This window comes from Novosphingobium sp. PC22D (assembly GCF_002556635.1).
Classification (GTDB): Bacteria; Pseudomonadota; Alphaproteobacteria; order Sphingomonadales; family Sphingomonadaceae; genus Novosphingobium.
Genome location: NZ_MWMO01000005.1, coordinates 206,072 through 223,282, shown reverse-complemented (window position 1 = coordinate 223,282; position 17,211 = coordinate 206,072). Strand labels below are relative to the sequence as shown.

Below are 17,211 nucleotides of genomic sequence, written 5' to 3'. Positions count from 1 at the left end.
GTCATTCGGTCTCGTCTACTCGTGCCACGTGACACCGTCACGCTCGGCCAGCGCGATCGCCGCCGAGGGCCCCCAGCTTCCAGCCGTATAAGTCTTGGGCTCCTGCCCCTGTTCCTCCCAGCCGGCGCGGATGGCGTCGATCCATTCCCATTGCGCCTCCACTTCGTCGCGCCGGACGAACAGCGTCTGGTTACCCTCGATCAGATCGAGCAGGAGGCGTTCGTAGGCGATGCGCCGCTGCGGCCCGGAAAAGGCTTCGGGCATGGCGATGTCGAGCGGGACGGGGCGCAGGCCGATGCCGTCGCGGTCGAGCCCCGGTACCTTGGCCATCACCGACATGCTGATGTTCTCGGACGGCTGGATGCCGATCACCAGCCGGTTAGGCTGGAGCCGCGCGCTGCGGCCCGAGAAGATCGAGTGCGGCACGTCGCGGAACTGGACGATGATCTCCGTCGTGCGGCGCGGCAGGCGCTTGCCTGTGCGCAGGTAGAACGGCACGCCCTTCCAGCGCCAGTTGTCGATATGCGCCTTGATCGCGACGAAGGTTTCGGTCGTCGAATCCTTGCCCAGCTCGTCGTCGTAGCCGGGCACCGCCGCGCCGCCGATGGCGCCGGCGCGGTACTGGCCGGTGACGGTGTCGCTCGTGGGCACGGGGCGCAGCGAGCGCAGGACCTTCACCTTCTCGTCGCGCACCGTGGTGGAATCGTATTGCACCGGCACTTCCATCGCGGTGAGTGCGAGGAGCTGGAGCATGTGGTTCTGCACCATGTCGCGCAGCGCGCCCGAATCGTCGTAATAGGCGACGCGCGATTCGAGGCCGACCGTCTCGGCCACGGTGATCTGCACGTGATGGATGTGCGAGGCGTTCCACAAGGGCTCGAACATGATGTTGGCGAACCGCAGCGCGAGCAGGTTCTGGACCGTCTCCTTGCCGAGGTAGTGGTCGATCCGGAAGATCCGGTCCTCGGGAAAGGCCGTGGCGACGGCATCGTTGATCACACAGCTCGAACCCAGATCGATGCCGAGCGGCTTTTCGAGGCCGATGCGCACGTTTTCGCCGGCAAGGCCGCTGGCCGCGAGGCCGCGGATCGTGGGCTCGAACAGGCTCGGCGCGGTGGAAAGGAATATCGCGATGCCCCGTTCGGGCGTTCCCACCTTCCTGGCGAGCGCCTCAAACCCCTCGGTGCTCGAAGCGTCGAGGCTCTGGTAGCTCAGCCGGTTGAGGAAGGTCGCCATGCCGCCGCGCCGGTCGGCGGGCAGGAACTGCTCGAGCGATTCGCGCGCGAAGTTGCGGAAGCCGCGATCGTCGAGGTCTGTGCGGGCGGTACAGATGATCTCGATCGCGGGGTCGAGCAGGCCGTCGGCGTCGAGCGCGGCGAGCGAGGGCAGCAACATCCGCTTCGACAAGTCGCCCGTGGCGCCGAACAGGAGCAGGCGGTCTGCGGTGAAACCACTCATGCGTGGTCGTGCTCAATGGAGCGCAAAGCGCCTGACTCCCCGATCGTCTCTGTCTCTCGCAAGTGCAGCATAACACTCGGGTCAAGGCAAGCGCCAGTAGGTGATTGCGCGAAGGTTCGGCGGCGCGGGGCGCTTGGCCGGAGTCGGGGCGGGGGCGTTCGCCAATCCGCACGCGCGCCGCGCGGATGGACCTTTCCACAAGGCCCGGGCGCGGATAAAGGAGCGCGCATGGCCGTCGATGGTGTCAACCTGCTGGAGCAACTGCAAACCCCGGCGCTCGTGATCTCGCGAGGCCAGGTCAGCTTTGCCAATGCCGCCGCCAAGGGCCTGCTCGGATCGCACATCGTCGGCCAGGACGTGCGCATCGCGATCCGCGATCCCGAGGCCGTGCGGATCATTCTGAGCGAGGCCGGCGGAACCGCGAAGATCACCGGCCTGTCGGTCGGCGGCAGCGTCTGGGAAATCGACTGCAAGCCGGTCGGCAAGGGCGAACGGCTGGTGAGCCTCTACGACCTCTCGGTCCAGGTGAGCAACGCGCGCGCCCACGCGGACTTCGTCGCCAACGCCAGCCACGAACTGCGCACCCCACTGGCGACCGTGCTGGGTTATGTCGAGACGCTGATGAACCCCAAGGCGGGCGGCGACGAAGCGACGCGCGAGAAATTCCTCAACACGATCCGTCACGAGGCGCTGCGCATGCAGGCGCTCGTGGCCGACCTGATGAGCCTCTCGCGGATCGAGGCGAGCAAGTACGAGGTGCCGTCCGACACGATCGAGATGGTCCAGCTCGCGCGCGAGACGGCGGGCGAATTTCGTGGCGATGCCAAAGTTAGCGTCGTCGCCAATTGCGAGAGCGCGAAGATGGCGGGCGATCGCGGCCAGCTCGCGCAAGTGCTGCGCAACCTGATCGACAACGCGCTCAAGTACGGGAGGCCCGGCGGCCCGGTGACGGTCTCGCTCGAGGCGACCGAGACCGGCTGGCTGCTGATCGCGGTGCGTGACGAGGGTGACGGCATCGCGCCCGAGCACCTGCCGCGCCTGACCGAGCGCTTCTACCGCGCCGACACCAGCCGCAGCCGTGCCGCCGGCGGCACCGGGCTCGGCCTCTCGATCGTCAAGCACATCGTCGAGCGCCATCGCGGCCGGTTCGACATCACCAGCCGCCCCGGGGCGGGCACGACGGCGTCGATGATGCTGCCGCTGCGGCGCGACTGACGGCGCCGGTTGTTCCCGCGCTGTCCGCCGTTCGCTCGGCCTTCGGCGTTTGGGCGCTTGATAAGTTCGTCACAATTTAGTCATAGGGGCGCCGCGAAACGGCAACGGAACAGCAATCCCGGGAGGGGCCACGATCATGAACAGATACGCGATCACGGCGTTGGCCCTGTCGGTTTCGAGCGGCTGCGCGGTTCCGGCGCTCGCGCAGGGGGCCACCGAGCCCGACGCCGCCGCCGTCGCGCGTGAACTCGCCGACTTGCGGGCGCAGATGAAGGCGATGGCGAGCCGTATCGATTCGCTCGAAAGCAGGCTTGCCGAAGCCAATGCGCGCGCCGAGGCCGCGAGCGTGGCGGCCGACAGGGCAAGAGATAGCGCCGCCGGGATGGCGGACTCGGTCGCCAGCCAGGCTGCCGACCTCGCCGAGGCGCGGGCAAAGGCGATGGCGCCGTCGGTCGACATCGCCTGGAAAGGGGCACCCGTGATCACGGGCGAGGGCGGCTGGAGCTTCAAGGTGCGCGGGCGGGTCAACCTCGATGCCGGATTCTTCGATGCGCCCGATTCCGCCGGCCGTGACGACGGCTTCTCCAGCGAGGTGCGCCGCGCCCGTCTCGGGGTTGAAGGCACGATCCCCGGCGGCTTCGGCTACAAGTTCGAGGCGGGCTTCGGGTCCGACCTCGCGATTACCGACGCATTCCTCACGTACGAGGACAAGGGCCTGACTGTCACCGTCGGCCACCAGAATCCGTTCCAGTCGCTCGAGGAACTCACCAGCAGTCTCTACCTCCCGTTCACCGAGCGTGCCGCCTTTACCGACGCCTTCGGCTTCGAGCGGCGGGTCGGCGCCTCGCTCAGCTATGAGGCGGGGGACCTGCTGTTGCAGGGCGGCGTCTTCACCGACAACTATGCCGCGCTGCCCAACAGCAATCTCAGCTTCGACGGGCGCGTGGTCTATGCGCCGAAGCTGGGCGGGGCGCAGCTTCATCTCGGTGCCTCGCTCCATCGCACCGACCTCAATGGGGACGGCGCTTCCGTCCGCTACCGCCAGCGCCCATTCCTGCACGGCACGGACGAGCGGTTCATCGATACCGGTCTCATCGCCGCCAGCGGCGAGACTGGGCTCGGGCTCGAATCCGCGGTGATCGCCGGGCGCCTCGATGTCTCGGGCGAGGCGTTCTGGCAGTCGGTCTCGCGACCGGGCCTCGCCGACCCGACGTTCTTCGGCGGTTATGTCCAGGTCGGCTATTTCCTGACGGAAGGCGACAGCCGCGCGTACAAGCACGGCATGTTCGGTCGGGTGAAGCCCGCGCGGCCCTTTGGCGAAGGCGGGATCGGCGCCGTCCAGGTGAGCGCGCGCTACGATTATCTCGACCTCAGCGACGAAGGCATCATCGGCGGCCGTCAGAAGAGCTACCAACTGGCGCTCGCGTGGTCGCAGACGGACTATACCAAGCTGTTCCTCAGCTATGCCCACCTCGAGTACGACGCCGCCGTCCATCCGGCGGCGGGCGACGACCGGTCCTACGGCGTCGATACCATGGCCGTGCGCGCGCAAGTCGACTTCTAGAAACGGGATTCCCGAGCGTGACGAGACGCGCGGGGGTCGCGACACGCCTTTCAAACCGGCAAGACCAGTGCTACGGCCCCCTCGCGACGGCGCGCCGGAATTGCGCGACCGTGACGAAGGGCCGGCGGCACTCGCGGTCCCGGCGTATCGATAGCGAGGACGTGCCAGTTCGGACGCGAAACAGGCGTAATAGGACGGTGCCGGCGAATTAGTCATCAAACTGTCACTGAACTGTCATCACGGGCCCATAGGAGCGCCGCAGATTATGAGGCCAAGGGGTTTTCCATGCGCATCATCCGTAATTTCACTTTCGCCGCCACCTCGGCGCTAGCCCTTGCCGCTTGCGGCGGCTCCGGGGGCGGCGCCTCCGGAGCGCGCGATTATATCCGCGCCGTGGGCTCGTCGACGGTCTACCCCTTCGCCACGGCGGTCGCCGAAAAGTTCGCGCAGGGCGGCCAGAAGAGCCCGGTGATCGAATCGACCGGTACGGGCGCGGGCATGAAGCTGTTCTGCGCCGGCGTCGGCGCGCAGCATCCCGATGTCGAGGACGCCTCGCGCCGGATGAAGAAATCCGAGTACGAGGACTGCCAGAAGAACGGCGTGACCGAGATCGTCGAGGTTCAGGTCGGCATCGACGGCATTGCCTTCGCAGAAGCGAAGTCGGGTCCGGGCATGGAACTCACGCCTGCCGACATCTACAAGGCGCTCGCGGCCAATCCCTTCGGTGAGCCCAATACGGCCAAGACGTGGAAGGACGTGAATCCGGCGCTGCCCGACATGCCGATCCTCGTTTACGGCCCGCCGTCGACCTCGGGCACGCGCGACGCGCTCAAGGAACTCATCCTCGAGGCCGGCTGCAAGACCGACGCCGCGACCGCCGCGCTCAAGGACAGCGATGCCGACAAGTACGAGGCCGTCTGCCACCAGATCCGCGAGGACGGCGCCTATGTCGATGCCGGCGAGAACGACAACCTGATCGTCCAGAAGATCTCGCAGAATCCGAAGGCGATCGGCGTGTTCGGCTTCTCGTTCCTCGAGGAGAATCCGGATTCGCTCAAGGGCATCCCGATGTCAGGGGTCGAGCCCACGTACGCCTCTATCTCCGATTTCAGCTATCCCGGTGCGCGGCCGCTCTACATCTACGTCAAGAAGCAGCACCTCGCGCCGATCAAGGGGCTTGGCGACTACGTCAAGGAATGGGTCAGCGCCTGGGGGCCGGACGGCTATCTCAAGGCCAAGGGCATGGTGATCGCGCCCGAGGACGTCCGCAAGAAGAACGCCGAGGTCGTCGCCAACATGACGTTGCTCGATCCCGCCGAGCTGAAGTGAGGCCGCGACGCCACCGATGATGCTTGCCGTCGTTCTTGCGGCCATCGCGGCCCTGGGCGTGACCGGATGGTTCACCGCCAGGGCCAAGGCGCGCCTGCTTTACAGCGGCCGTGGCTCGATGCGGGCCACGGCGAACTATCACGGGCTGCACCTTGCGTTGTGGATCGTGATTCCGGCGCTGCTCGGCTTCGCGATCTGGTCCTCGGTCTCGCCGGGGCTGGTGAACGAGGCGGTCATGGCCGATCCCGCCGCCGCGCAACTGCCCGCCTCCGACATGGAGCGCGCCGCGATCCTTGCCGAGACGCGCTCGATCGCGAATGACCCGACGATGGTGGCTTTCAACCCGCTGGCGCAGGAACTCGCCGAGCCTATGCGCGCGGCGCAGACCCGCTATGCGCTGCTCGGCCTGCTCGTGGTCGCGGTTTTCGCCTTCGCCGGGGGGGCTTACGGCTATACGCGGATCAAGCCGGAATTTCCCGCGCGGACCCGGGTGGAGCGCGCGGTGATGCTGCTTCTGCTCGCGGCCTCGCTGATCGCGATCATCACCACCTTCGGTATCATCGCCTCGCTGGTCTTCGAGACGAGCCTGTTCTTCCGCGACGTCTCCCCATGGGCCTTCCTCACCGGCACGCACTGGTCGCCCGGCAATGCGATGGGCGCGGACATTGACGAGAACTTCGGCGCCGTCCCGCTGTTCTGGGGCACGATCTACATCGGCGCGATCATCGCGATGATCGTCGCCATTCCGCTCGGCCTGATGAGCGCGATCTACCTCACCCAATACGCCGACGCGCGCGTGCGTCGCTGGACCAAGCCCGCGCTCGAAATCCTCGCGGGCGTTCCGACGGTGGTCTACGGTTACTTCGCGGCGCTCTCGATCGCGCCCGCGATCCGCGATCTCGCCGCCTCGCTCGGCTACTCCAATCCCTCGACCGAGAGCGCGCTGGCCGCCGGGCTCGTGATGGGGGTGATGATCATCCCGTTCGTTTCTTCGATGGCCGACGATTCGATCGCGGCGGTGCCGCGCGCGATGAGCGACGGCTCGCTGGCGATGGGCGCGACGCGCTCGGAGACGATCAAGAAGGTCGTTCTGCCCGCGGCGCTGCCCGGCATCGTCGCGGGGGTCATGCTCGCGGTCAGCCGCGCGATCGGCGAGACGATGATCGTGGTCATGGCCGCCGGCGCGACCGCGCGGCTCACCGCCGATCCGCTCGCCTCGATGACGACGGTGACCTATCAGATCGTGCAGATGCTCACCGGCGACCAGGAATTCGACAGTCCCAAGACGCTGTCGGCTTTCGCGCTCGGCCTCGTGCTCTTCATCGTCACCCTGATCCTCAACATCATCGCGCTGCGCGTGGTGAAGCGGTTCCGCGAAGCTTATGAGTAGTACTTTCCAGTCCGAAGCGTTCGGTAAACGCCTCGCCAGGCGCCACGCGGCGGAGCGCCGGTTCCGCCTGCTTGGCCTCGGCGCGATTGTGCTCAGCCTCGCGTTCCTTGCGCTGCTCTTGTTCATCATGCTCCGCAATGGGCTTTCCGGCATAAGCTGGCAGTTCCTGACCGGATCGGATTCGACCGATCCCGCGCTCGCGGGCGTGTGGGGTGCGACCAAGGGTTCGCTGCTGACCATGCTGGTGACGCTGGCGATTTCGTTCCCGCTCGGCGTGCTCGCGGCGATCTACCTCGAGGAGTTCGCGCCGCGCACGCGCTGGATCGAGTGGGTCGAGGTCTCGATCAACAATCTCGCGGCGGTGCCTTCGATCATCTTCGGCCTGCTTGGCCTCGCGGTCTTCATCAACACCTTCCAGCTTCCGCGCTCGGCGCCGCTTGTCGGCGGCCTGACGCTGGCGCTGATGACGATGCCGGTGATCGTCATCTCGGGCCGCAACGCGATCAAGGCGGTGCCGCCCTCGATCCGCGACGCCGCGCTCGCCGTGGGGGCGAGTGAGGTGCAGACCGTGTTCCACCATGTCCTGCCGCTGGCGCTGCCCGGCATCCTCACCGGCACGATCATCGGCATGGCCCGCGCGCTGGGCGAGACCGCGCCGCTCCTCATGATCGGCATGCGCGCCTTCGTCGCCAGCCCGCCCGATGGCCTCACCGACCCGTCGAGCGTGCTGCCGATGCAGATCTTCCTGTGGTCGGACGAAATCGACAAGGGCTTCGTGGTCAACACCTCGGCGGCGATCATCGTCCTGCTGGTGTTCCTGCTGGCGATGAACGCGCTCGCCATATATCTGCGCAACAAGTTCGAAGTCCGCTGGTAGGATTGATGACCCAGACCACCAAAATGACCGCTCGCCATGTCGATGTCTGGTACGGCGACAAGAAGGCGATCGACGACGTCTCGATCGATATCGACAACGGCATCGTCACAGCCTTCATCGGCCCCTCGGGCTGCGGCAAGTCGACCTTCCTGCGCTCGCTCAACCGGATGAACGACACCATCGCCGCGGCGCGCGTGACGGGCGAGATCAAGCTCGACGGAGAGGACATCTACGCCGGCGGCATGGACCCTGTCGCGCTGCGCGCACGCGTCGGCATGGTCTTCCAGAAGCCCAATCCCTTCCCCAAGTCGATCTACGAGAACATCGCCTACGGACCGCGCATTCACGGCCTTGCGCAGGGCAAGGGCGAGATGGACGAGATCATCGAGAAGGCGCTGACCCGCGCCGGGCTGTGGGAAGAGGTCAAGGACCGCCTGACCGATGCGGGCACCGCGCTGTCCGGCGGCCAGCAGCAGCGGCTGTGCATCGCCCGCGCCATCGCGGTGAGCCCCGAAGTGATCCTCATGGACGAGCCGTGCTCGGCGCTCGATCCGATCGCGACGGCGCGCATCGAGGAACTGATCGAGGAACTCAAGGACCGATACGCGATCGTCATCGTTACCCACTCGATGCAGCAGGCCGCGCGCGTCTCGCAGCGGACCGCCTTCTTCCACCTGGGAAACCTGATAGAATACGGCGAGACCGAACAGGTCTTCCAGAATCCTCGTGAGACCCGCACGAAGGATTACATCACCGGCCGGTATGGCTGAGGAAGGAATGCGGATGGTCGAGCACACGGTAAAATCCTTCGACAGCGAAATCAGCCAGCTACGCGGGCTGATCGCCGAGATGGGCGGGCTCGCCGAAGTCGCGATCCGCGACTGCATCGAGGCGCTCTCGCGTCACGACGACGAACTGGCGCGCAAGGTCGTGGCCAACGACGCCAAGCTCGACGTGCTCGAGGCCGAAGTCGATCGCCTCGCGGTGCGCACGATCGCGCTCAGGGCTCCCATGGCCGACGACCTGCGCGACGTGATCGCCGCGCTCAAGATCTCGGGCGTGATCGAGCGTATCGGCGACTATGCCAAGAACATCGCCAAGCGCGTGATCGAGGTCGAGGGCAAGTCCAAGATCGAGCCGATCACGCTGATTCCGGCCATGGCCGAGATCGCGCAGGGCATGGTTCACGACGTGCTCAACGCCTATGGCTCGCGCGACGCGATGCTCGCGGTCGAGGTGATCCGCCGCGACGAGAAGCTCGACCAGTTCTACAACACCCTGTTCCGCTCGCTGCTCACGCACATGATGGAAAGCCCCGCCACGATCAGCAGCGCGGCGCAGCTCCTGTTCATCGCCCGCAATCTCGAGCGGATCGGCGATCACGCCACCAATGTCGCTGAAATGGTCTATTACGCCGCGACCGGGGAGTATTGCTCCGAGCGCGACGCTAAGGACGAGAAGGAATCATAGGCTTATGAATCCCAGTGTTCTGGTCGTCGAGGACGACACCGCGCTTTGTGATCTGCTTTCGTGGAACCTCTCGGCCGAGGGCTATGAAGTGCGCAGCACCGGCGACGGCGAGGAAGCCCTCGTCATGGTCCGCGAACAGGCGCCCGACGCGATCATCCTCGACTGGATGATCGAGCAGGTTCCCGGCATCGAAGTGTGCCGCCAGATCCGCAAGGACAAGGAAACCGCGCGCATCCCGATCGTGATGCTCACCGCGCGCGGCGAGGAGGAGGATCGCATCCGCGGCCTCAAGACCGGCGCGGACGACTACGTCACCAAGCCGTTCAGCCCGCGCGAGCTGATGGCGCGGATCGAGGCGCTGCTGCGCCGCAGCCGTCCGGCGCTGACGGGCGACAACCTCCAGTTCGCCGACATCGAGCTCGATCCCACCTCGCACCGCGTCCGCCGCAGCGGCGAGGCGCTCCATCTCGGCCCGACCGAATTCAAGATGCTGCGCTATTTCATGGAGCGGCCGAACCGCGTGCTCTCGCGCCAGCAGATCCTCGATGGCGTCTGGGGCATGGATTCGGACATCGACGAACGCACCGTCGATGTGCACATCCGCCGTCTGCGCAAGGCGATCAATCGTACCGGCGATGCCGATCCGATCCGTACCGTCCGCGCCGCGGGCTATTCGATGGACGCGAACTGATCCGCTCGGCTTTCGCGGCCGGGAATTAGCGCCTAGGTAGGGTCGAAACAGACCCTGCTGCGGAGAGGCGCGTGCCCGGCCCACTGACGTTCGGCTACCTTTACGATTTTCGCAATCCGCCCGCGTGGCACCGTCCGCCGGCCGAGCTCTACGCGGGCATCCTCGATGCGATCGTCGAGACCGAGCGGCTCGGGTTCGGCGGCGCGTGGATTCCCGAGCACCATCTTGCCGACGACGGCTACCAGACCTCGCCGATGGTCGTGCTCGGCGCGGTCGCGGCGCGCACCAGCCGGATCAGGCTGGGGTCGGCGATCGCGCTCGCGCCGCTCTACGATCCCTTGCGCTTCGCAGAGGACTGCGCCGTGCTCGACAGCTTGTCGGACGGTCGCGCCGAAATGGCGATCGCGATCGGCTATCGCCGCCGCGAGTACGAGGCGATGGGGCTCGAATTCAAGAAGCGCGGCGCGCGGCTCGACGAGTGGCTCGGCATCGTGCGGCGTCTTTGGAACGGTGAGAGCGTCGACCACGCTGGCGAACACTTCACGCTCAAGGGCGCGCGCCTCGGCCAGCTCGGGCCGAGCGGGCAGGTGCCGTTGTTCATCGGTGGTTTCGCGCCGCGCGCGCTCGACCGGGTGGCGCGCTTCGGCGATGGCTATTTCGGCAATGCGGAAGTCTGCGACGCCTATCTCGCGGCGCTGGCCAAGGCGGGCAAGGACCCATCGCGCGCCCGGATCTGGCTGCAGGGCCTGATGCTCGTCGTCGCGCGCGACAAGCAGGCGGCGATCGATGAACTCGCGCTCCACTTCCTCCACGCCAACAACAGCTACGGCGTCTGGCTGGCCGAGGACGGTGCGATCGGGCTCGACGATCCGGCGATGAAGCCGATGGACCTCGACAGCTTCCTCGCGAGTGGGATCATGCAGGTGCTCACGCCCGGCGAAGCGATCGACCATTTCCGCAAGCTGCGCGAGACGGTGCCGGTGGAACACTTCATCATGGGCTATCCGCCCGGCCTCGCGCCCGAACGCTTCCTCGACTACGCCCGCACGTTCGCAAGCGAAGTCATGCCCGCGTTCGCCGAGCCCGGAAGCGGGGCATGACCGGCGAGGACCGGCGCGCGCCTTCGCCGCAATCGGTGGCGCGCGTGGTCCGCATCCTCGAGGCGCTGTGCGCGAGCGCCGAGCCGCTCAGCCTGGCCGATCTCAGCCGCATTCTCGATACGCCGAAGTCGAGCCTTGCCGCACTTCTGCGCGGGCTTGCCGAAGAGCAGTTCGTCGTCGCAGCGGACGGGGTCTGGCGGCTCGGCGCGGGGGCCTTCGGCCTCGGCAGCGCGCTCACCGAGGCGCGGCGCCGGTTCCAGTCCTCCGATCTCATTCGCGAAGGCATGCGCCGGCTCGTCGAGGTGGTGGGTGAAACCGTGCTTTTCGCGGTGCTCGACGAGCACGACATGCGGCTTACCTACGTCGACGTGGTCGAGAGCCGCAACGCGGTGCGTTTCGCGGTATCGGTGGGCGACCGCCGCCCGCTCTATGCCACCGCCGGCGGCCGCGCCTTGCTCGCCGCGCGGCCCGACGCCGTCGTCGAGGCCTATCTCGCGCGGCTCGAGCCCGAACGCCTCGCCCCTTCGACCCAGACCGACCGCGAGGACCTTGCGCGCGCGATTGCCGAGATCCGGCGGACGGGCGTCGCGCAGACGGTCGACCAGGCGAGCGAGGGCGTGACCGGCACGGCGGCGGTGGTGCGCGACGCGGCGGGCATGGTCGCCGGCGCGCTCGTGGTCGCGGCACCGAGCGCGCGTTCGGCCGACAAGCGCGAGGACCTTGCGCGGCAGGTCGCGAACGCGGCGACCGCGATCTCGCGCAGCCTGGGCTATCTGCCGCGCGCCTGATCGGTCTCCAGCATCCTGCGCAGGCTCTGTCCAAAGTCCCGCCGCGTCCACAGGTTCAGGAAATTGCCCGTAACGAGGACAAAGCCCTGCACGGCCTTGCCCTCGCTGAAGACCCGATCGACGGGGCCTGTGGCATCCCGGTAAGCCGGAGCCCGCTCCCGGATCAGCCCCGGTATGTCCATCATCAGCGCGAGGCCGGTGATCGCGAGCGAGAGATCGAAGTGCAGGCCAAGCCGGTCCCTGTCGAGCCGTGGCCCGCCGCGCCGGGCCAGATAGTGGCAATAGTGGTCCAGCAAGCGGTCGAGGTTCGCTTCGAGGAAGGCGGTATCGCAGGCGGAGAGGCCGCCCCACAGGCCGGTCGTCACGTTCATCTGGCGCGCCATGCCCCAGTCGAGCAGGCCGCAAGCCAGCGCACCGTCGGCGGTGCGATAGAACCAGGCATTGTCGATATTTGTGTTCCAGTGGCAGAGCGCGATGAAGTCGGGATCGGACTGCAGGAAGCGGCGTACTCGCGATTCGTGGGTCAGAAACGCACGCGCATCGGTGAGCAGACGGCGGGCGAAGTCGCCTGATCCGAGCGAAACGGGAAAGGCGGCGGGCGCCTCGCGTGCCAGCGCGGCCCAGTCTGCCACTTTTTCCTCCAGGTCGCCGGGACCATAGCCGATGGGCAGATCCGCTTCAGCGGCGCTCCTGTGGTAGGGAAACAAGCGCTCCAGATCGGGGGAGAGGCGGCCCGCCTTTTGCGCGGCGGCGAGGCTGGCCTGCGCTTCCACCAGCACCCGGTAATGATCGAAGGGATCGTCGAGCAGGTGATCCATGCATTTTTCGTGAAGCGGCTCGATCGCGCCTTCGCCGAAGGCGACGCGCTCGGTGATCAGCAGGCCGGTGCCGGTCGCGCGATCGAAGTCCGCGAACATCGCGCGGGGAACGGCCACCGGAAAGTTTGGATGCCGGGAGAGGTCGGCAAGCCGCACTTCGCCTTCGAGCTCGAAGCGGCGCCGGTCGCGGAAGGCATCCGAAAAATCGCGCGAGAACTTCGCGAAAAGACGTGTCGGCAGCGCGTTCGAGGGCTCCGCATAGGATACGTCGAGCACCGCTTTCGCGCCCGAGTTGCCGCCATGGAATTCCTCGAAGCGCGCGATCCGCGTAACGCGGTTGTCGTGCGCCAGCATGCCATAGCTGCGGAAGGCATCGGTCAGGAACGCCGCGCCTTGCCGGCGCAGTGCCTCCGGATCCGCGGGCAGCGCCAGCCCGGTCGTGTCGCCTGTCGCGTGCCCGGCGGCGTCTCGGGTCTCGCTCACTCCGCTTCGAGCACGATCAGGGCATTGCCGGGCAGCTTGGAGGCGAAGCCGTAACCCGACGAGACGATGAGCTGGCCGGAATCGACGATCGGCGCCGCGCCGCCGCTGATCGCGCCGCCGCGCGCGGGCACATCGTTGACGGTGTCGAAGTCGCGCACCGTGTCCATTTCCCACAGCACCTTGCCGTCGGCCATGTCGTAGATCCGCACGAAGCCGTCGTCGCCGCCCGCGAAGAGCAGTTCCGAGGTCACGGTCACCGCGCCGCTGTAGCCGCGCAGGCACAGCGGGCGGCCCTCGCACGGGTCGGGCGCGGGCGCTTGCCACAGATACTCGCCGGTCACGATATCGAGCGCATAGACGCCGGGGCGGGCGGGCACGTCGGTTTTCAGCATCGGCGGCGCGGCGTCGCTGATCGGGACGATCAGCTTGCCGTCGACCGCCGCCACGCCGAAGTGGGTGCCGCCGATCATGCTTCCCCGGCCGATCTTGCGCGTCCAGATCAGCTTGCCGGTATCGGGATCGAGCGCATAGGCGGAGCCTTCCTTCTGCCCGTCGACCACATAGTCGCGCCCGTCCTTGCCGCGGGCGAGCACCGGTCCCGTGCCGAAGTTGTAGTCTGGCCCCGCGTTTTCGGGGCAATTGTCGTTGTCGGGCATGATGCAGTCGACGTTCCAGACATCCTTGGCGATGGCCTGGAAGGTCCAGTCGATCTCGCCGGTGGCGAGATCGAGCGCCATGATCGAATCGGTGTGGTCGGTCGCCGGGCCGCTGTAGTTGCCGCCGGTGGCGATCAGCAGGTGGCCGCGTTTCGGATCGACCGCGAGACCGGCCCATACCGGCATGCCGGCGGGACCCATGAACTTGCCGCCCGCTTGCGGCTTGGGCTCGTCGATCATCCACTTGCGCCATTTCTGGCGGCCCGTCGCCGCGTCAAGCGCGAGGATCGAGCCGCGGAAGGTGCAGCAGGGATAGCCGGGCACGGCGGCGCTCGCCTCCTCCAGCGAGGAGACCCCGACGTAGAGTGTGCCGTCGTAGAGCGCCGGGGCGGCGGTGATCACGGCGGCGGGATGTTCGTCGGCGTCGATCGTCCAGGCGGGTTCGCCGGTGAAGGCGTGGAGCGCATAGACGTTGCCGCGCAAGTCGCCGAAGTAGACGAGCGGATCGGCCCTCACGTCGCCCTTGGTCCAGGGCGAAAGGACGATCCCGGTGCGCACCTCGGTGCCCGCCTTGAACACCCAGCGCACGCAGCCCGTTTCGCGATCGAGCGCGTAGACTTGTCCATTGTGGCTGCCGACGAAGATTGCGCCGCCACCGAGCGCCGGTTGCGAGCGGGCGCGGTTCGCGCCGGGGAACCCGAACGTCCACTTCACCTTGAGACGCGGCAGATCGGCTTTGCCGAGCCCCGCCTGGGCGACGGGAACGGCGTGTGTCGCCTGCTGGTCGATACCCCAACCGGCGAAGGCGGGCGGGCGCGAGACGTCGAAGGCGCGATGCTCGGCCGCGCAAAACTTCGGTTCCGGCAGCGCCGCCTCGTCGGCGTAGACTTGCCCTGAAAGGTACTGCGCGACTTCGATCTTCTGCTTGTCGCTCAGCGCGTTGCCCTGCATCTGCATGACGCCCTCGACCAGCGAGGCATGGATCGCTGCGGGAGTCATGTTGCCGATGATGATCCGTGCCGGAGCACGCAACGCGCCGCCGTCGTGGCAGGCGGCGCAATGCTTTTCATAGATCGCCGCGCCTTCGGGGAACTGGGCCGCGAACCCCCCGGCGACCTTCGTCGCCGCTTTCCCGGGATCGACCACGGGCTCGCCATGCGCGGGCCAGGCGACGATCGCCAGAGCGGCGAGCAAGGCCATTCCCAGCGCCATTGCCGGCCAGGCTTTCGCCGTCCGCGCTTCCACCATCTCTCTCTCCCGCGCCTTTCGTATCGCGGGTGATTGGAGCCGAACCGGCGTGACTAATCAACCGTCAAAAAATGTGCTGGCAGGCAAGGACAGCGCTGCCCGGGATCAGGCGGCGAAGCGCTTGCGCTCGGCGTGCCGGCTTTGGAGGGCTTCGTTGATCGCGGCTTCGAACTGGTCGGTGGCCGCCTCCCACGAAAACTGGCGGCCGAGCGCGTGGGCATCGTCCCTGCCCATCGCGAGCGCCTGCGTGACCGAGCGCGCGAGATCCTCGCCGAGCGCGCCGGCGGGCCGTTCGAGCGCGCCGTCGGGACCGCGTCCGTCGGCGCCGAGAATGTCGATCGGACCGGTGACCGGATAGGCCGCGACCGGCACGCCGCTTGCCAGCGCCTCGATCACGACGAGGCCGAACGTGTCGGTCAGGCTCGGGAAGACGAAGCAGTCGGCGCTGCGATAGGCGCTGGCGAGCGGCTCGCCCGAGAGCGAGCCGAGGAAGCGGCACTGGGAATACTTGCGCCGCAGCGCTTCGAGCGAGGGGCCGTCGCCGACGACCACCTTGGTGCCCGGCAGGTCCGCCCCGAGAAAGGCCTCGATGTTCTTTTCGGGCGCCACGCGGCCGACGTAGAGCAGGATCGGGCCGGCGAGCCCTGCCATCGCGGGATGCCTGGGACCTTCGGGCTTGAACAGGGTGTGGTCGATACCGCGGCTCCAGCGGCGGGTCCGGGCAATACCTCGCCGGGCCAGTTCGTCGGCAAGGCTTGCGGTCGAGACCAGCACGGCCCGGCTCGGCGCGTGGAAGCGGCGCATGATCGGCCAGAAGCGTTCGGCGCTGATGCCGGTGCGGACCGAGGCATATTCGGGAAAGCGGGTGTGGAACGCGCTGGTGAAGGGCACGTCACGCGCAAGGCACCAGCTTCGCGCGGCCCAGCCGATCGGGCCCTCGGTGGCGATATGGACGAGATCGGGCGCGGCTTGCTCCAGCCTGCGGCGCACGCCGAAGCGCGGCGCCATCGCGAGCCGGATCGAGGCATAGCCCGGCAGGGGAACGGTGAGGAACTGGTCGGGCGAGATCCGGTGGACGGCGGTGCCGCGCCTCTCGAGTTCGCCGATCGTTGTCGAAAGCGATCGTACGACGCCGTTTACCTGCGGAAACCAGGCATCGGTCGCTAGAGCGAGCCTCATGCGGCGGTCTCGGTCAGCGCCGGAGCGGCCTCGGCCGCCGCGCGCGCATCGCGCGCCGCGCTCTCGGCGGCCTTTTCCTCGGCCCAGTCGATGATTGCCATCGCTCCGTGTGCGTCCTCGGTCAGCGCTGTGCAGCTTTCGACCCAGTCGCCGTCGTTGTAGTAGGTGATGCCGCCGAACTCGCGGATTTCGGCGTAATGGATATGGCCGCAGACCACGCCGTCGAGGCCCCGGTTGACCGCTTCGGTCGCGACCGCTTCCTCGTAGCTCGAAATGAAAGCAACCGCGTTCTTCACGCGCTTTTTCATGTAAGCCGAGAGCGACCAGTAGGGCAGGTGCAGCCGGCGGCGGACCGCGTTCATCACGATGTTGGCGCGCAGCAGCAGCCCGTAGGCCTGGTCGCCGAGGAAGGCGAGCCAGCGCGCGTAGAGCACCACCCCGTCGAAACTGTCGCCGTGCGTCACGAGCAGGCGCCGGCCGTCGGCGGTGACGTGAACCGCCTCCAGCGCCAGTTCGACGCCGCCGAAGGTCAGTCCCGCGTAATCGCGCAGGAGCTCGTCATGATTGCCGGCGATGAACACCACCCGCGTGCCGCGGTGCGCCATCTTGAGGATGCGGCGCACGACCTCGTTGTGCGCGTCGGGCCAGAACCAGCCCTTGCGCAGCCGCCACCCGTCAACGATGTCGCCGACGAGGTAGAGCGTCTCGCACTCGATCGAGCGCAGGAAGTCGACCAGCATTTCCGCGTTGCAGCCGCGCGTGCCGAGGTGGATGTCGGAAATCCAGATGGTGCGATAGCGCCGTTTCGGGCGGAATGGCTTCGGATCGGGCAAGTCCAGCCACTCCGGAATACGCCGATGATCGACGAGTTTGTCTGCGCCCAAAGCGATATTCTGGAAGACTGACCCGTCTGTTCGCATGTCCATCTTGCGATCCCCGTCCGCT

At 67.2% G+C, this 17,211-nt stretch carries 15 protein-coding genes; 10 read left to right on the top strand and 5 right to left on the bottom strand.

Going from position 1 to position 17,211, the window contains the following annotated elements:
• Positions 1-15 precede the first annotated feature (15 nt).
• Positions 16-1,458: a glucose-6-phosphate dehydrogenase gene (gene zwf, locus B2G71_RS10690; protein ID WP_098105745.1), complete on the bottom strand. Its 1,443-nt coding sequence runs from the start codon at positions 1,456-1,458 to the stop codon at positions 16-18.
• A 228-nt stretch (positions 1,459-1,686) separates the two neighbouring features.
• Between zwf and B2G71_RS10685 the strand changes: the two genes are divergently transcribed.
• The 10 genes from B2G71_RS10685 (at position 1,687) to B2G71_RS10640 (ending at position 11,882) form a co-directional block, all read left to right on the top strand.
• A complete protein-coding gene (locus B2G71_RS10685) occupies positions 1,687-2,673 on the top strand; it encodes an ATP-binding protein (RefSeq protein WP_098105744.1) in 987 nt (328 codons plus the stop codon).
• Between the two features lie 136 nt (positions 2,674-2,809).
• The gene (locus B2G71_RS10680; protein WP_098105743.1) at positions 2,810-4,237 is read left to right on the top strand and encodes a porin; all 1,428 of its coding nucleotides are present in this window, start codon (positions 2,810-2,812) and stop codon (positions 4,235-4,237) included.
• A gap of 285 nt (positions 4,238-4,522) precedes the next feature.
• Positions 4,523-5,566, top strand: a complete 1,044-nt coding sequence (locus tag B2G71_RS10675) for a substrate-binding domain-containing protein (protein WP_098105742.1) — start codon at positions 4,523-4,525, stop codon at positions 5,564-5,566.
• 16 nt (positions 5,567-5,582) lie between these two features.
• Positions 5,583-6,956 carry a phosphate ABC transporter permease subunit PstC gene (pstC, locus tag B2G71_RS10670; RefSeq protein ID WP_098105741.1) on the top strand — a complete coding sequence of 458 codons (1,374 nt, stop codon included), beginning with the start codon at positions 5,583-5,585 and terminating at the stop codon, positions 6,954-6,956.
• The gene (pstA, locus tag B2G71_RS10665) at positions 6,949-7,833 is read left to right on the top strand and encodes a phosphate ABC transporter permease PstA (protein ID WP_098105740.1); all 885 of its coding nucleotides are present in this window, start codon (positions 6,949-6,951) and stop codon (positions 7,831-7,833) included. The genes pstC and pstA overlap by 8 nt, the downstream gene beginning before the upstream one ends.
• A 5-nt stretch (positions 7,834-7,838) precedes the next feature.
• On the top strand, positions 7,839-8,603 hold the full coding sequence (gene pstB, locus B2G71_RS10660) for a phosphate ABC transporter ATP-binding protein PstB (RefSeq protein ID WP_098105739.1): 765 nt from the start codon (positions 7,839-7,841) through the stop codon (positions 8,601-8,603).
• A gap of 13 nt (positions 8,604-8,616) precedes the next feature.
• The gene (phoU, locus tag B2G71_RS10655) at positions 8,617-9,303 is read left to right on the top strand and encodes a phosphate signaling complex protein PhoU (RefSeq protein WP_098105738.1); all 687 of its coding nucleotides are present in this window, start codon (positions 8,617-8,619) and stop codon (positions 9,301-9,303) included.
• A gap of 4 nt (positions 9,304-9,307) precedes the next feature.
• Complete coding sequence (gene phoB / locus B2G71_RS10650; protein WP_098105737.1) at positions 9,308-9,994, top strand: phosphate regulon transcriptional regulator PhoB; 687 nt, start codon at positions 9,308-9,310, stop codon at positions 9,992-9,994.
• Positions 9,995-10,065: 71 nt separating this feature from the next.
• Positions 10,066-11,094 (top strand): LLM class flavin-dependent oxidoreductase, encoded by a 1,029-nt coding sequence (locus B2G71_RS10645; protein ID WP_098105736.1) that lies wholly within the window; start codon positions 10,066-10,068, stop codon positions 11,092-11,094.
• A complete protein-coding gene (locus B2G71_RS10640) occupies positions 11,091-11,882 on the top strand; it encodes an IclR family transcriptional regulator (protein WP_098105735.1) in 792 nt (263 codons plus the stop codon). The genes B2G71_RS10645 and B2G71_RS10640 overlap by 4 nt, the downstream gene beginning before the upstream one ends.
• On the opposite strand, the gene B2G71_RS10635 is transcribed toward B2G71_RS10640, so the two are convergent.
• The 4 genes from B2G71_RS10635 to B2G71_RS10620 form a co-directional block, all read right to left on the bottom strand.
• Positions 11,864-13,183, bottom strand: coding sequence for a hypothetical protein (locus B2G71_RS10635; protein WP_098105734.1), 1,320 nt, complete (start codon positions 13,181-13,183; stop codon positions 11,864-11,866). The two genes, B2G71_RS10640 and B2G71_RS10635, sit on opposite strands and share 19 nt — an antisense overlap.
• Positions 13,180-15,087 (bottom strand): PQQ-binding-like beta-propeller repeat protein, encoded by a 1,908-nt coding sequence (locus B2G71_RS10630; protein ID WP_240530104.1) that lies wholly within the window; start codon positions 15,085-15,087, stop codon positions 13,180-13,182. Before B2G71_RS10630 ends, B2G71_RS10635 begins: the two co-directional genes overlap by 4 nt.
• A 105-nt stretch (positions 15,088-15,192) precedes the next feature.
• Positions 15,193-16,266, bottom strand: a complete 1,074-nt coding sequence (locus tag B2G71_RS10625) for a glycosyltransferase family 1 protein (protein ID WP_098105733.1) — start codon at positions 16,264-16,266, stop codon at positions 15,193-15,195.
• The gene (locus tag B2G71_RS10620; protein ID WP_206049370.1) at positions 16,263-17,192 is read right to left on the bottom strand and encodes a UDP-2,3-diacylglucosamine diphosphatase; all 930 of its coding nucleotides are present in this window, start codon (positions 17,190-17,192) and stop codon (positions 16,263-16,265) included. The genes B2G71_RS10625 and B2G71_RS10620 overlap by 4 nt, the downstream gene beginning before the upstream one ends.
• Between the last annotated feature and the right edge of the window lie 19 nt (positions 17,193-17,211).

Excerpts from the sequence above, each read along its gene's own strand:
- zwf (WP_098105745.1), bottom strand. The coding sequence starts at position 1,458 with ATGAGTGGTTTCACCGCAGACCGCCTGCTCCTGTTCGGCGCCACGGGC.
- B2G71_RS10685 (WP_098105744.1), top strand. The coding sequence starts at position 1,687 with ATGGCCGTCGATGGTGTCAACCTGCTGGAGCAACTGCAAACCCCGGCG.
- B2G71_RS10680 (WP_098105743.1), top strand. The coding sequence starts at position 2,810 with ATGAACAGATACGCGATCACGGCGTTGGCCCTGTCGGTTTCGAGCGGC.
- B2G71_RS10675 (WP_098105742.1), top strand. The coding sequence starts at position 4,523 with ATGCGCATCATCCGTAATTTCACTTTCGCCGCCACCTCGGCGCTAGCC.
- pstC (WP_098105741.1), top strand. The coding sequence starts at position 5,583 with ATGATGCTTGCCGTCGTTCTTGCGGCCATCGCGGCCCTGGGCGTGACC.
- pstA (WP_098105740.1), top strand. The coding sequence starts at position 6,949 with ATGAGTAGTACTTTCCAGTCCGAAGCGTTCGGTAAACGCCTCGCCAGG.
- pstB (WP_098105739.1), top strand. The coding sequence starts at position 7,839 with ATGACCCAGACCACCAAAATGACCGCTCGCCATGTCGATGTCTGGTAC.
- phoU (WP_098105738.1), top strand. The coding sequence starts at position 8,617 with ATGGTCGAGCACACGGTAAAATCCTTCGACAGCGAAATCAGCCAGCTA.
- phoB (WP_098105737.1), top strand. The coding sequence starts at position 9,308 with ATGAATCCCAGTGTTCTGGTCGTCGAGGACGACACCGCGCTTTGTGAT.
- B2G71_RS10640 (WP_098105735.1), top strand. The coding sequence starts at position 11,091 with ATGACCGGCGAGGACCGGCGCGCGCCTTCGCCGCAATCGGTGGCGCGC.
- B2G71_RS10630 (WP_240530104.1), bottom strand. The coding sequence starts at position 15,087 with ATGGTGGAAGCGCGGACGGCGAAAGCCTGGCCGGCAATGGCGCTGGGA.
- B2G71_RS10625 (WP_098105733.1), bottom strand. The coding sequence starts at position 16,266 with ATGAGGCTCGCTCTAGCGACCGATGCCTGGTTTCCGCAGGTAAACGGC.
- B2G71_RS10620 (WP_206049370.1), bottom strand. The coding sequence starts at position 17,192 with ATGGACATGCGAACAGACGGGTCAGTCTTCCAGAATATCGCTTTGGGC.